15 protein-coding genes and 1 pseudogene are annotated in these 15011 nt (G+C 45.2%); all 16 read right to left on the bottom strand.

Annotated elements, in window-relative coordinates; translation table 11 throughout:
* Positions 1-121: 121 nt before the first annotated feature.
* Complete coding sequence (locus B2899_RS02205) at positions 122-1552, bottom strand: DUF342 domain-containing protein (protein WP_146808946.1); 1431 nt, start codon at positions 1550-1552, stop codon at positions 122-124.
* A gap of 23 nt (positions 1553-1575) precedes the next feature.
* Positions 1576-2364: a FliA/WhiG family RNA polymerase sigma factor gene (locus B2899_RS02200; RefSeq protein WP_286883724.1), complete on the bottom strand. Its 789-nt coding sequence runs from the start codon at positions 2362-2364 to the stop codon at positions 1576-1578.
* A 17-nt stretch (positions 2365-2381) separates the two neighbouring features.
* Entirely contained in the window at positions 2382-2798 is a 417-nt protein-coding gene (locus tag B2899_RS02195) for a hypothetical protein (protein ID WP_146808945.1), read from the bottom strand.
* Between the two features lies 1 nt (position 2799).
* Positions 2800-3282 (bottom strand): chemotaxis protein CheD, encoded by a 483-nt coding sequence (locus B2899_RS02190; RefSeq protein WP_286883708.1) that lies wholly within the window; start codon positions 3280-3282, stop codon positions 2800-2802.
* Complete coding sequence (locus B2899_RS02185) at positions 3279-3896, bottom strand: chemotaxis protein CheC (RefSeq protein WP_146808943.1); 618 nt, start codon at positions 3894-3896, stop codon at positions 3279-3281. The genes B2899_RS02190 and B2899_RS02185 overlap by 4 nt, the downstream gene beginning before the upstream one ends.
* A 3-nt stretch (positions 3897-3899) precedes the next feature.
* Positions 3900-4376 (bottom strand): chemotaxis protein CheW, encoded by a 477-nt coding sequence (locus B2899_RS02180; RefSeq protein WP_146808942.1) that lies wholly within the window; start codon positions 4374-4376, stop codon positions 3900-3902.
* 14 nt (positions 4377-4390) lie between these two features.
* Positions 4391-6472 carry a chemotaxis protein CheA gene (locus tag B2899_RS02175; protein WP_286883704.1) on the bottom strand — a complete coding sequence of 694 codons (2082 nt, stop codon included), beginning with the start codon at positions 6470-6472 and terminating at the stop codon, positions 4391-4393.
* Positions 6473-6487: 15 nt separating this feature from the next.
* Positions 6488-7603 carry a protein-glutamate methylesterase/protein-glutamine glutaminase gene (locus B2899_RS02170; RefSeq protein ID WP_281285986.1) on the bottom strand — a complete coding sequence of 372 codons (1116 nt, stop codon included), beginning with the start codon at positions 7601-7603 and terminating at the stop codon, positions 6488-6490.
* A 14-nt stretch (positions 7604-7617) separates the two neighbouring features.
* A complete protein-coding gene (locus tag B2899_RS02165) occupies positions 7618-8499 on the bottom strand; it encodes a MinD/ParA family protein (protein ID WP_146808940.1) in 882 nt (293 codons plus the stop codon).
* The gene (gene flhF, locus B2899_RS02160) at positions 8496-9746 is read right to left on the bottom strand and encodes a flagellar biosynthesis protein FlhF (RefSeq protein WP_146808939.1); all 1251 of its coding nucleotides are present in this window, start codon (positions 9744-9746) and stop codon (positions 8496-8498) included. Before flhF ends, B2899_RS02165 begins: the two co-directional genes overlap by 4 nt.
* Complete coding sequence (flhA, locus tag B2899_RS02155; protein ID WP_146808938.1) at positions 9746-11779, bottom strand: flagellar biosynthesis protein FlhA; 2034 nt, start codon at positions 11777-11779, stop codon at positions 9746-9748. Before flhA ends, flhF begins: the two co-directional genes overlap by 1 nt.
* A gap of 27 nt (positions 11780-11806) precedes the next feature.
* The gene (gene flhB / locus B2899_RS02150; RefSeq protein WP_286883696.1) at positions 11807-12895 is read right to left on the bottom strand and encodes a flagellar biosynthesis protein FlhB; all 1089 of its coding nucleotides are present in this window, start codon (positions 12893-12895) and stop codon (positions 11807-11809) included.
* A complete protein-coding gene (fliR, locus tag B2899_RS02145) occupies positions 12892-13671 on the bottom strand; it encodes a flagellar biosynthetic protein FliR (RefSeq protein ID WP_286883694.1) in 780 nt (259 codons plus the stop codon). Before fliR ends, flhB begins: the two co-directional genes overlap by 4 nt.
* A 7-nt stretch (positions 13672-13678) precedes the next feature.
* Entirely contained in the window at positions 13679-13948 is a 270-nt protein-coding gene (gene fliQ, locus B2899_RS02140) for a flagellar biosynthesis protein FliQ (protein ID WP_146808935.1), read from the bottom strand.
* 11 nt (positions 13949-13959) lie between these two features.
* The gene (gene fliP / locus B2899_RS02135) at positions 13960-14715 is read right to left on the bottom strand and encodes a flagellar type III secretion system pore protein FliP (protein WP_146808934.1); all 756 of its coding nucleotides are present in this window, start codon (positions 14713-14715) and stop codon (positions 13960-13962) included.
* A pseudogene (locus tag B2899_RS02130) lies at positions 14712-15011 on the bottom strand (hypothetical protein); the annotation flags it as partial. The pseudogene B2899_RS02130 and the gene fliP, both read right to left, overlap by 4 nt.

Here is a 15011-nt window from a genome sequence, read left to right as displayed (position 1 = left end):
TTTTTCTACATTAAAATCCTCTCCTCATTCCTTCCTCTCTTTTCATTCGTACCGCAAAAGTCAGCCGTCCTTCCCGTGATTTTCATGTCGGAGTTGCAGTTGAAACACCATGGGTAGTTTATTAAAGCGGTGTCGTAGTTATATGACCGTCTTCCCCAAGAATGAACGCGGTTCGATTATGATTTTCTTTTATAAAGCGCACCGCGTTACCGAATACAAGCTTAGTCCCGCTGTACATAACGCTTAGAACTTCGACACGGGCTTTTTCCATGCCGCCTACCTTCTCTTCAATTTCTTCTATCTTTTCTTTTGCATGTGAATATTTTTTTTCAGCCAGCAGCTTAGCATTCGTAAATTTAATCTGCAGTGCACGCTTATCCGGAGTGAGTTTGCCCTGGAGCGCTAACTGATCAAGAAAGCGCAGTCCTTGATCGGATTTTTTTATGGATTCCGTATATTCTTTGATTTCTTTCTTAAGCGCCTGCAATTCTTCGCGCAAACGCGGGTTTGCGCCAACCTCAATATTGGTAGGAGTGTTTGTCATATTGCCAATTATTTTCGCAACCACTTTTTCTCCTGCCTGTACCGTTCCGCCAACGATAAGTCCCTTAGTAGCTTTACAAATAACGTCACGGCCTGCGCTTACATTGCTGTGCATAATCGTCTGCGAAACAATAATATCATTTTCAGCTTTCACTGTTGCATTTTGAATAAAGCCTGCTTTTACATCCACATCGGCATGGATAGTGCCTTTATGATGTCCAATGATACCGCCTCTAATTTCAATCGTTCCTTTCGCTTCCAGCGTGGCGCTTTCAACACTCCCCGCAATACGAATATCGCCACCCGCTTTAATCGTAAAGCCAGGATGGACATTTCCGTTGACGACGACATTTCCGATAAAATCAATGTTTCCTACACCAAAATCAACGTCGCCTTTTACTTCATACACGGAAAGCACATTAATTTTTCCGTTTGCTGTAATCGAGACTTGACCGTCTACCGCCGCATAAGCATTATTTTTTTCTTGATCCAGCAATACGTTTTTTCCGATTTGAAATCGCGCCTCTTTGCCGTCTTTGGCCTGTATAACCTCTCCGCTTACACCGGTACCCGGCTGTCCCTTCGTAGGAGGAACTTTTCTGGCAAGCAACTGGCCCTTTGTAACATTCACCAATTGCAGCAGGCTATAATAGTCAACACTACCGTCCTCTCGCTCCTTAGGGCCTTTCTTTTCCGAGGGGCGTACTACAAATTCGATATATCCGTCCTTGCCAGCGGTCGGTGGCACTCCCTGCGCAATGACGAGCACTTCATTTGAATACATATAAGGACTTATTGCCACCTCACGTAGCAAGTTCTCATCAATACCAAATATAACGCGGTTCTGATTTATAATGGCCAGCAAATCCTCATATGTCACACGCACGTCTCCTTCAAGACGCAACTCCATTGTCGCCTGCATTTTATCTTTAGCAATTTGGACCTTTACCATGTCAGCCAGCGTCTTTGTGGAAGCCCCCTGCTCTACTTTATTTTCAGACCCCTCCATATGCAGCAACCTTCTTTCCCCTTTTACTCATTTAAGAGATAATCTTTTGCTCTCGCAAGCGCTCCGCGCATTCTAAAAATTGCCTTGGAATGCAGTTGAGAAATACGCGAAGCGGATAACCCCATGATTTCGGCAATCTCAGTCAACGAACATTCTTCATAATAGAACAAAGAAATAATTGTTCTTTCTTTCGGCGGCAGACGTTCAATCGCTTCAGCCAAAATGCGCTTCTGCTGATCTTTATGCAGCGCTAACTCCGGTCTTTCAGCATGCTCATCCATAATGACCGATTGCCGTGAGTGCTTTTGATCTTCATCGTCCGGGATGGGCTCATCAAGAGAAAAGACGGAGGCAAATGACACGTCCTGCATTGTCTGATTTAACTCTGCAAGTGAAATGTTAAGGTGTCTGCTTACTTCTTCATCCGTAGCCGCCCTGAGGTTCTGCTGTTCAAGCTGCGCATACGCTTCCTCAATCTTTTTTGCTTTGTCACGAATGGAACGAGGAAGCACATCATTCTCACGTAAACCGTCGATCATTGCACCTCTAATCCTCCACATTCCATACGTTTCAAATTGAAGGCCACGTGTATAATCGAATTTTTTCAATGCATCGAGCAAGCCAAGCCGTCCGAAGCTGATTAAATCTTCTTTATCTACTGTATCAGGCAGTCCAATAGACAGCCGGTTTGCCACATAATTGACAAGCGGGAGATATTGTTCAACCAACTCGATTTCCGTCTGTCTGTCTCCCTCTTCCCGCCAGCGTTTCCATTTCTCTATATCAAGCGTCTTTTTTGATTTCCGCGCCATCATACGCCCACTCCCTTCTATTCATTAGAGAATACACGCAGAGCTCGCGCGACTTCCTCCGGATCGATGTCATCTTTGCGGTTGCGTGCGATTTGCGGAAAATCGGCAGGGGTAAACTGTGAAAATTCCTCAAACGCAGGCTTTCCCTGTCTCCTTTCCAATTCTTCGCTCTGCTGTTGTGCGGACTCTTCCGGCGTTACCAAGTCAATATGCTGGCCTTTCTCCTCTCGTGTAAGCAAATGTTTATTTTCTTTACCAATGACCTTGCTAATCAAATACCGAAAAATAAACACAAACAAAAAGAATAGCACAAATGCAAGTAGAGAGCGCAAAAGGCTCTCTAAAAATAAATTATTTAAAATAGAAAATAGAAATGTAAAAGCGCTAATAATCCCTGCAATGATAAAATTCCATTTGATCGAACCTATCCACATATTACAATTCCTTTACCCCTTGGTTTACCGTTCGAATATTCAAGATCCCCGTACAACTATCTAATTCGATAGTTCGACCGCAGTTTCCTCCTGTATCTTCGGCAAGAATTGGAATACCCGCTTCATTTAACGCTTGCTTACAAGCTTCCACATTTCGTGGCCCGATTCGCATCGTGTCACTTGTGGTAGAAAACACGAACATCTGCGCCCCTCCAGCCAGCTTAGCAACTAGTTTGCGACGGTTAGCACCAGCTTTTTCCATGTTTTCGATTAGCTTAGGGATAGCTGTATCCGCATATTTGGCGACGTTCAACATCCCTTTGCTTAACGAGGAATCCGGCAGCATGACATGCGCCATTCCCCCTATTTTATTTTGATTATCAAACAGTACAACCCCCACGCAGGAGCCCAGGCCTGTCGTGCGAATTCGGTCAGGAGATTTTGCAACATTTAGATCTGCCATGCCTACCTTAATGACATTCATTCCAGCGGAACTCCCAGTGCGTGGAATAATTGCGGTAAAGCGGTTGGATCAGGAATAAGAAAGAAATGTCCTGAAATTTTTTCATTTCCATGGAAAAAAGCAGTATCAATTGTAAGGGCAAAATCTCCGTTATGACCAATTTCTAACAAACCATAAGACAAAATCGCTCCTGCCATGTCAATAGCAACGGCTGGAGGAGATGGCTGCATATTTAACTTTGTAAAATCAGCCAGAGAAGAAAGATACGATCCGGTTAGAATATTGCCGATTTCATTCAACGCGGACAATTCCATTTCATTGAAACTCTCTTCGTCCTGATTTATAATACCCATCAATTCGTGCAGCAAATTTTTTGCCGACTCTACAGATATGATAAAAAACATATTGCCGGGAATGTTGCCAAGTACCCGCAAAAACACGCAAACAACAAGCGATTCCGCTCCTCCTACAAAATCTGCAATTTCATCGAACGGAATGATCTTGACTTGAGGAACTTTCATATCGATTTCTTTGGAAATTAATTTGGAAAGAGCGGTGGCTGCGTTCCCCGCTCCGATATTCCCTACTTCTCGTAGAACATCAAGCTGAAAATCACCAAATTGTTCAAATTTCATCGCCTATGCCTCGATATTCTCCAATTGTTTTAATTCTTCTGTATTTAATACTTTGTCAAGGTTAAGAAGAATAAGCAGGCGGCGATCCAACTTGGCAACTCCACGAAGATAGACCGCTTCGATTCCTCCCACCACTTCCGGAGGCGGCTCAATCGCATTGATCGGAATATCAATGACGTCATTGGCGGAATCGACAATCAATCCTACTTCAATCTCGCCTACGGCCACGATAATAACGCGTGTTGTTTCATTGTATGCGGTCTCTTCGATACCGAAACGGCGACGCAAATCTACAATAGGCGTAACAACGCCGCGCAGATTGATGACCCCTTTAACAAAGTTCGGAGTTCGCGGTACGCGGGTAATATGCTCAAGGCGTTCAATCGATTTTACCTGGTTAACTTCCACACCGTACTCTTCATCTTTTAGGCGAAATACAATGACTTTAATCTCTTCTACAATATCCTTGCGATCCAACACGGATGCTGCCTCCTTTATTTAATTAACGCGTTGCAATCGATAATAAGTGCAACCTGTCCGTCGCCAAGAATTGTGGCACCGGAAATCGCAAACACGTTAACAAGATATTTACCAAGTGATTTCAATACAATTTCCTGCTGGCCAATAAAGGAATCCACAACAAGTCCCGCCATTTTATCTCCTTTTCGTACGATTACAACAGAGATGTCGCTCTCTTTCTGTTTTTCACTATCAGGGATGCTGAAAATCGATTTCAAAGAGACAAGCGGGACAATCCGACCACGGAAATCAATGACATCCTGCTGATGCGCATGCATAATTTCATCCGGTGAAAAAACGGCCGTTTCGATAATGGAGCTAAGCGGCACTGCGAATTTTTCGTCCTCTACCTGTACGAGCATAGCGGAAATGATAGATAGCGTCAGCGGGAGCTGAATTAAGAATGTGGTACCGGCACCCGGAGTCGAATCAACGCTGCATGCGCCACCGAGCGATTCGATTTTCGTTTTTACTACATCGAGACCTACCCCGCGTCCAGATACGTCCGAAATTTTATCGGCAGTACTCAATCCAGAAGCAAATAGCAGTTCGTCGATTTGCTTATTTGAAAGCGCGCTTGCTGCCTGCTCCGTTATAATTCCACGCTCAATTGCTTTTTTGAGAACTTTCTCGCGGTTAATGCCTTTTCCGTCGTCACGTACTTCAATAAATACATGGTTACCGCTGTGATACGCTTTTAGCTGCACCAGGCCTTCTTCCGGCTTGCCTGCCGCCAGGCGCTCCTCCGCAGACTCGATACCATGATCAATCGAGTTGCGTAGCAGATGAACAAGTGGGTCGCCAATCTCATCAATAACCGTGCGATCCAGCTCCGTTTCCGCACCAATGATTTCAAGATTAATCTTCTTATTTAAATCTTTTGCCAGATCACGCACCATGCGGGGGAAACGGTTAAATACCTGCTCTACCGGAACCATCCGCATCGTCAGGATGATGTTCTGTAAATCTCCGCTGATACGACTCATATGTTCGACAGTCTCCATGAGCGCGCTTTGCCCGGATTCGCGTGCCAATTGCTCCAGACGTCCCCGGTCAATAACAAGCTCACTAAACAAATTCATCAGGACGTCGAGACGCTCAATATCTACACGGATGGTTTTTCCTGCCGTATTTTTCTTGGCAACTTGCGCCTGTGGAGCGGCTTTTTCTTCTTTTTCTTTTTTTGCTTCGGTCTGTTTAGCCAGAGCGGCTGCGGCGGTCTCTGCCGGATTCTCTTCCAGTTGGTTCATGGAAGCCACACGATGGGCCGCAGGATGAATCTCTTCTACCTCTACCGATTCAATCTCAGAAACATTCATAACCGCCGTTTCTACTTTTGTGCTCGATTCTTTGCTGATAAGCACAATCTCAAACGATTTTTCAAACTTTTCTTCTTCTAATTCTTCTACGGAAGGAGTTGTTTTGATAATCTCCCCCAGTCCTTCCAGGCTATCGTACACCATGTAGGCCCGTGCGGCTTTCAATACGCAATCGTCTTTTATAGATGTCTTAACCCAGTAGGCCTTATAGCCGGATTGAATGGACTGTTCAATTACCGTAAGTTCATATTCATCCAACTGATACGCTTTTGCGTTCTGAGGGACTTCCGCTATTGCCGCTGCCGCCTCATCTCCCGATCCGGACAATGCCTGGCCCCCCTGATGCGCAGTGGGAATTTCGCCACGAAGAATGGCCTTCAATGCTGAAACAATATGCGAGACATCTTCTTTGCCGTCTCCGCCTCCAGCGATCGAATACAGCATCGTTTCAAGCAAATCCACGCACTTGAAAATCACATCCATAATGTCCGTATTAATGACCAGCTTATGATTGCGCGCCTGATCAAGAACATTTTCCATTTCATGGGTCAGCGCTGCCATGTCTTCAAAGCCCATCGTGGCAGCCATCCCTTTTAAAGTGTGAGCAGACCGAAAAATTTCATTGATTAAATCCACGTTTGCCGGATCGTTTTCAAGCACAAGCAAATTATCGTTAATAGCCTGAATATGTTCTTTTGATTCTTCAATAAACATATCCAAATATTGATTCATTTCCATAAACCATCCACCTCCCTAGCAATGTAAGCAACGCATAAGCTGGGCGGAGATTTCATGAAGTGGCGCTACGATGTCCACCGTTCCAGCTTGAATGGCAGCCCTTGGCATGCCGAATACGACGCATGTAGATTCGTCTTCCGCAATGACGGTGCGAACCCCGGTCTCTTTTAGTTTTTTCAATCCCGCTGTTCCATCACTTCCCATTCCGGTCATAATGATTGCATATTTGGCGGGGTGACGAATATGAGAGAGCGACTCGAACAGCCTATCGACAGAGGGCCGGTGTCCTCCCCGGGGCTGCTCCTGATTCAACGATATGTACAACTCCCCATCTGCTCGCTGTTTGACTTCCATATGATAGTTTCCCGGCGCAATGTATGCGTGACCGCTTTGCAACGTCTGGTTGTCTTCCGCTTCACTTACTTCAATCTGACATAATGAATTCAGGCGCTGGGCCAGTGACTTTGTAAATCCCGGCGGCATATGCTGCACAATAACGAGGCTCCCGTTAAAATCCTGCGGCAAACCTTTTAAAAACACCTGAAGCGCTTTAGGCCCCCCGGTGGAAGTCCCCACTGCTACTACATTCTCAATCTTTCCCTTTCGCATCTCTCCTACCGGCATTTTCCCTCTCCATACTTCATCGGTTGTTTTGTTATTCACTGAAGTGTAAGACAAAGAACGTTTCCCGGCAGCGGACGGAGGTGTGCGAAGCAAACGAGAAATTTTTATACGTGCAGCCGCTTTTACTTTCTCTATAAGTTCCGTCTCCACTCTGTGGAGATCAAGTGAAATGGCGCCAGAGGGCTTTGGTACAAAATCGACAGCTCCCATCTCTAGAGCGCGTATCGTCTCATTCGTCCCCTGCTGCGTCAAGCTGCTCAACATGACAACCGGAAGCGGTGTTTCCTTCATAATTTTCTCTAATGCTTCCAACCCGTTCATCACGGGCATTTCTACATCCAATGTAACGACGTCCGGAGACCATTTTCTTATAAGCTCTATCGCTTCTGAGCCATTTCTGCCTTTTGCCACCACTTGAATAGCGGAGTCCTGTTCCAGCAAATCACCGATCACTTTCCTCATAAATGCCGAATCATCAATGACTATCACTCGAATAGGCTGTGTCACTTTCTCCCCTCCCGCTATCTCCAAAACATCCGTAAACGTGAAAGAAAGCCCTTCACTCCGCCGCCATCCTCCATTTTTCCGTTAGAAAGATAGGCATTAACCAAACTTTTAAAATTGTTTGCCGCTTTGCTCGTCGGGTAAGCGAGACAAAGAGGACATTGCCTTTTCACCGCCTTCGAAACATGTACGTCATCATAGACGAAACCGAGCATATTCATCTCCAACTTCAGAAACTGGCGAGCAACAAGCAGCAGATTTTTGCCGGTAGCTCTTCCTTCTCTTTCATTTGCCGCACGATTGACCACTACGTTAATTTTGATGTCTTCCTTCTGGGTATGTGTCATCTTAACTAGGGCATATGCATCGGTCAACGAAGTGGGCTCAGGGGTTGTGACCAGCATAACCTCATCAGCGGATAGGAGAAAGCGAAGCATGTCTTTGGATATACCTGCTCCGGTGTCTAAGATAATTGTATCAGCATATCCTTGCAATTGGGTCAGCTGTTCGAAAAAATAATGTAATTTAATTTCATCAAGTTCAAATATCTGTGACAGACCGGACCCCCCAGCCACAAATTCTAGGTCATTAGGCCCCTTTTCAATAATATCCCAGATTGAAAGCCTCTTGTCTATGAGATCGATAATATTTTTTTTCGCGGAAACTCCCATTAAAACATCAATATTCGCAAAACCTACATCCAGATCAAATAAAACGACGCGTTGACCTTTCTGCTGCAAACAAAGCGCAAAGTTAAGCGAAAAGTTTGATTTTCCTACCCCGCCTTTTCCGCTCGTCACGGCAATCACTTTTGTCTTATATACATTTTGCCCTACTCCATTCGTTTGCCTTGAAAGTTTCCCAAGCTTCTCTCTTAACTGCTGTGCCTGATCACTCATTCGTATCCATCTCCTAGAAGCAGCGCGGCCACTTTTTCAGGCGTAGCTACTTCAATATCATCCGGCACATTTTGCCCTATCGTAAAATACGAAAGCGCAAGCTTATATTTAATGACCAAATTTAAAATAGAGCCGTACGTACCTGTCTCATCCGTTTTAGTAAAAATCACTTTGTCTACTTTAACGTTCGCAAAACTTTGCACAACCGCTTCCAAATCCCCCTGTTTGGCGGTTATGCTCAATACAAGAAACGTTTCGCTTGGCAGCGGAGATTGCAGCAGTTTATTAATCTCATCCACATATTCTTTGTTGCGATAGTTTCGTCCGGCCGTATCCATAAAAATCACATCGCAGCCATCCAACCGCTCAATCGTGGAGCTAAGCTCTTCGGCCGAATAAACAACCTTTAAAGGAACGTTTAAAATATTAGCGTATGTTTTCAACTGCTCTACGGCGGCTATCCGATAAGTATCTGATGTCATCATCCCTATCTTTTTCTTTCTCGATAGCGTGCTTTCCGCCGCCAGCTTGGCCAGCGTAGTCGTCTTCCCGACACCTGTCGGACCGATAAAATTTACAAATGCCGTTGTTTCCCGCAGCGGGCCATGGGCGTTACTGGCTTCTTCTATCATTTTGATGATGGTTTCTTTCGCATGTCTTTTCACCTTGTTTTCATCCTGCAACGCTTCCGCCGGAAGTTCTCTCAGTACTCTCTCAAAAATAGACGCAAGAACATCCTCCGCCACTTCCTGGCTTTGCAAACGCCGACGAAGCGAATGAAATGAAGCAGGAAGCGAGCTTTGCTTCTCATCGGCCATCATAATCTTCCAAAGCATTTCCCGCATTTCTTCCAATTCTTCTGAAACCGTGCTATCTTTCCGTTCATTTTGCTTTTCAGAGACACGAGCACTCATCGCCGGGTTGGGTGCGGATGGCTGCGTCTGGAGCGTAGCTGCCTGCAAAGCTTGGGCAAAAGACTGAGCATCTTCTTTCACGGGGGCAGGCTGCACTGGAGCGGAGGGCAATACTGCCGTAAAACGCTGCGTTTTTTTTGTGTGTTCAAGTTCATCCCCACCATTTGGATCGATAGCCGCAATAACCTCTATTTGTTTTTTGCGGAACATACCTAAAAAACCACCAGTTTTGATGGGTTTTGTATTTAGGATAATCGCGTTTTTCCCTAAATCGGTACGAATCTGCTGCAGGGCATCCGACATGGAATCGACCACATATTTTTTCACACGCATTAGATGCTCACCACTCCTACGCTTTGAATTTCGATTTCAGGCTCCAATTCGTTATAAGACAGTACCGGAATTTCCGGCATCATTCGCTCAACAAGCTGCCGCATATACATGCGGATGGCAGGCGATGTTAGAATAATCGGTTGTTGTCCCATTTGCAGCATGCGGTTTACCTGCTCGGACAGCGCCGCAAAGATTCGTTGTGACGTGTCCGGATCAATTGCCATATATTTTCCCTGTTCCGTCTGCTGTATGGAGTCGGCAATCGTTTTTTCCAAACTCGGTCCTGCCGTGATGACCTGAAGCGGCTCTCCCGGTGCGGTGAACTGCAGCGTAATCTGGCGCGACAGCGACTGGCGTACATATTCAGCCAGCAAATCCGTATCTTTTGTATAAGGGCCATAATCGGCCAACGTTTCTAGTATTGCAGCCAGATTGCGAATCGAGATTTTCTCCCGCAAAAGCTTCTGCAATACTTTCTGCACGTCGCCTATACTCAATATGTTTGGAATTAATTCTTCCACCAGCGCAGGTGCAGTCTCACGAATGTTGTCGACTAATGATTTCGTCTCTTGACGATTCAACAGTTCATGTGCGTATCGCTTAATAATTTCAGTGAGATGCGTAGCTACCACGGACGGAGGATCAACTACTGTATAACCGGCCATCTCCGCCCGCTCTTTCACTTCTTCCGTCACCCAAAGGGCCGGCAAGCCAAAGGCCGGCTCCACCGTGTCAATACCGACGACGGATTCGTCCTCAATACCCGGACTCATCGCCAGGTAGTGATCCAGCATGATTTCGCCCTGGGCTACTTGATTTCCTTTTATCTTAATAACATACTCATTTGGCCTCAGTTGAATATTATCCCGGATCCGAATCACCGGCACGACAATCCCCAGCTCAATGGCACATTGGCGTCGGATCATAATCACACGATCGAGCAAATCGCCGCCCTGGTTCGCATCCGCCAGCGGAATTAATCCATATCCGAATTCGAACTCTATCGGATCGATATGAAGCAGACTGACCACACTTTCCGGACTGCGAACTTCTTCGATCTCTGCTTCTTCCGTCGATACTTCGAGTTCTTCGCCTTTTGTTCCTATGCTTTTTTGTAGACGAAATCCACCAAAAGCAAGCACTCCTGCTACCGGGAGAGTAGAGAGAGGCCCAATCGGTGTTAAAATCCCCATCATGGCAATGGTTCCTGCTACCACATACAACAAACGCGGATAGGCCAACATTTGCTTAACCAGATCGTCTCCGATATTATCTTCGGAAGCGGCACGGGTAACGATAAGCCCGGTTGCCGTCGATAACAGGATGGCCGGCAGCTGGCTTACGAGTCCGTCACCGACAGAGAGAAGCGTAAACGTTTTGGCCGCTTCGCTAAAACTCATGCCATGGATAACCATACCGATAATGAGACCACCAATAATATTAACAATAAAAATTACAATTCCGGCAATCGCGTCTCCTTTTACGAATTTGGTAGCACCGTCCATCGCTCCAAAGAATTCGGATTCCTGACTAATCTTCTTCCGCCGCTGCTGGGCTTCCGCATCGGAAATCGCACCGGCATTCAAATCAGCGTCAATTGCCATCTGTTTCCCCGGCATTGCATCAAGCGTAAAGCGGGCTGCTACTTCCGCCACGCGCTCTGAACCTTTGGTAATAACCATGAAATTAATTAACGTTAAAATCAAAAAGACGACAAATCCGACAATTGCATTTCCTCCGATAACAAACGAACCAAATGCCTCGATAACTTTTCCTGCTTCTCCGAGCGACAAAATATTGCGTGTCGACGATACGTTTAATGCCAGACGGAATATGGTTGTGACTAAAAGCAGCGATGGAAAAACTGAAAACTGTGATGGATCATTTGTATTCATCGCCACCAACAAAATCGTAAGTGATAGTGAAATATTAATAATCAAAAGGAAGTCGAGGAGAGGATTGGGCATGGGAATGACAAGCATAATAACAATGCAAATGACAAATCCCATAATAGCAAAATCTCTACGGTTCATTTATTCTCCCCCCTTCACTACAATCCATTAGATTTTTCCTTTTAGCTTGTATACATATGCCAGCACTTCAGCCACAGCCTGGAACAGATCCTCCGGAATTTGCTGATTTACCTCAACCTGCGCAAATAGCATACGTGCAAGCGGCTTGTTTTCTACCATAACAATTTCATGATTTTGAGCAATCTCTTTAATTTTCAGCGCGACAAAATCCTGACCTTTAGCAATCACCGTAGGTGCCTGCATGGATGTGCCATCGTATTTAATGGCAACCGCAAAGTGCGTCGGGTTGGTAATAACCACATCTGCGTTTGGAACTTCCTGCATCATGCGGCGCATCGCCATTTCCCGCTGCTTCTGTTTGATTTTCCCTTTGATTTGCGGGTCGCCTTCTATCATTTTGTATTCATCTTTAATGTCCTGCTTGGACATTCGCAGTTGCTTCTCATGCTGAAACTTCTGATACATATAATCGAAGATTGCAAGGATAAGAAGCAGGACAGCTACGGTAAAACCCATTTGGAGAGTCAGCTTTCCTACAACAGTAAGCATATCCCCGACCGATTTCGTAGCCAAGGTCAAAAGCTCATCTTTTCCGCCCCATAATATAAACCATACTGCTGTACCGATAAACAAAACTTTCAGAATAGATTTGACAAGGTTAACAAGTGCCTGCAAAGAAAAAAGTTTTTTTGCTCCCTTAACCGGATCCAGCCTCTCTAATTTAAAAACGAGTGGCTTCGTTGTAAACAAAAGTCCAAATTGAATGTAATTCGCAAAAAAACCGATAACGACGGCAATCAAAAAAACCGGCCATACGATGATCGCTGCCTGATATACCATCTCGAGCATCAATTGTTCCGTTGTTTCTTCAGACACATCCATCAATAAATAATTAGTAAAAAACGATTGGAAATAACGGTATAAACGTTCTCCCATTCCTTTTCCCATAAACAATAAAAACAAAAAAATCGCTAAAAGAATAAGCGCAGCTGATACTTCCTGGCTTTTAGCGACCTGGCCTTCCTCCCTCGCTTTCTGCCTTTTGCGCGGGGTTGCCTTTTCCGTTTTTTCGCCAGAGAAAAACTGCAAATCTACTTGAAAACGGATTTGGGTCATGGCACGGCCCCCATAATTTCTATCATGCGTTCCATTGAGGCAAACAGCATTTCAAACAGGCGCGTCATCACAAAGAAATAACCGGGAAATACAATCATCAGGATAAGAAAACCGCCCAGAAGCTTAGCCGGCATTCCAACGACAAAAATATTCATCTGGGGCACGGTTTTAGCCACAATGCCAAGCGCAACATCGATAACGAATAACGAGCTTACCATGGGAGCCGCAAGCAGCATCCCCGACATGAACATATAAGAGAACTTCTCTACAAGAAATGCAGTAAGTGAGCCATTTTCCAATCCATTAAACCAGCGATCGATCGGTACCGCCTGATAACTTGCCAATATGCCTTTAATCAACAAATGATGACCATTTGCCGTTAAAAGAAATAGCATCGTAAGCATATATTTAAAATTTCCCATCAACGGCGTCTGCGCGCCTGTCATCGGGTCGAATATCATGGCCATCGCAAGACCCATCATCATATCGATGAGCGAACCGGCTACCTGGATTGCCGCCAGAAATAATGTAGCCAGAAATCCTAGCAGAAGACCGATGAGCACTTCCTTTATAGCTAAATATACATAAGTCCAGTCAAGCGGAATGACACCGGACGCTTTTAGAAGCGGAAATGCAATCAAGGCCAAGAAAAAGGAAAGACCTACTTTAAAAGGAGCCGGTATACTTCTCGTCGAAAAGATCGGCGCTGCTACGAAAAATACGGTAATCCGGATAAATACAAGCAAAAATGCCGGCAGCAACTCTAGTAATTGCATATTTTTACTATCCTATGAATTTATAAAGATTGCCAAGAATATTGGAGGTAAACTCTAGTAAATGGCTAAGCATCCAGGGTCCAAAGACGATTAAAGCGACTAAAGTTGCCACAATCTTTGGCACAAAGGCCAATGTCGCTTCCTGAATAGATGTCGTAGCCTGAAAAACACTTACAATTAGCCCGGCAATTAACGCAATCCCTACCAAAGGCGCACTTGTCAGCAATACGACAAAAACAGCCTGTTGGGCAAGCGAGATAATAAATTCTTGCGACATGCCTCTTCACCTCATTGAAAACTTAGTAACAGCGATTTAACGACAAGATACCAGCCGTCTACCAGTATAAACAGCAAAATTTTAAACGGAAGTGAAATCATAACGGGCGGAAGCATCATCATCCCCATTGCCATCAATACACTGGCCACTATCATATCGATTACAAGAAACGGGATAAATATCATAAAGCCGATTTGCAAGGCCGTTTTCAATTCGCTAATCGCGTAGGCAGGAACCAGAGCCGTCAGCGGAATATCTTTCACTGTCTTAGGTTTCGGTGCTTTTGTATACTCAAGAAACAGGTTGAGATCTTTTCCTCTCGTATGCTTGACCATAAACTCTTTAAATGGCATCACCGCTCGTTCCACGGCCTGCTCCTGGGTAATTTGCTTCTTAAAATAAGGTTGAAGAGCTTGATTATTTACCTGGGAAAACGTCGGTGCCATAATGAAAAAAGTTAAGAATAAAGCCAGACCAATTAATACTTGAGTCGGCGGAGCCTGCTGTGTAGACAGCGCCGTTCGCGTAAATGACAGGACAATTACGATCCGCGTAAAGCACGTCATCATGATAAGAATGGAAGGCGCCAGCGACAATACGGTAAACAGCAGCAAAATTTGCAGCGTAAGGGAAACATCTTCGGGCTTATTTGAAGCTCCGATATTAATATCCAATCCCGGTATCGGCACCTGGGCGGCATACGTATACTGGGGTAGGAAAAACAATAATCCTATGGCGAAACCGGTTAGTATAGTAAGCCGTTTCATCTATCCTCTTCCTTCTCCCTATCCATAAACAATTCTTGCTGCATACTCTCCCGCCGCCTGCGTGCCTCTTCCATTTTCATCTGAAAGGATGCCGCAAGCTCTTCCTCTCTTTGCTTCCCTTCTCTTTTAAGCAGGCGTCCCATCCATACCTTCACTGGCATTGTGCCTGATATAGCGGAGGAAGCGGAACGTGACTCCAATGTTTCCAGCAGCCCTTCCACTTCTTCCTGCTCCTCAATACAGCGCAGCAACGTCACATTCTCGCCGACGCCGACGATATATAATGCTGAACCGAG

Source organism: Aneurinibacillus sp. UBA3580 (genome assembly GCF_002375825.1).
In the GTDB taxonomy this organism is placed as follows: domain Bacteria; phylum Bacillota; class Bacilli; order Aneurinibacillales; family Aneurinibacillaceae; genus Aneurinibacillus; species Aneurinibacillus danicus.
The sequence above is the reverse complement of the archived record's forward strand: the minus strand, read 5'-3'. Positions and strand labels throughout refer to the sequence as shown.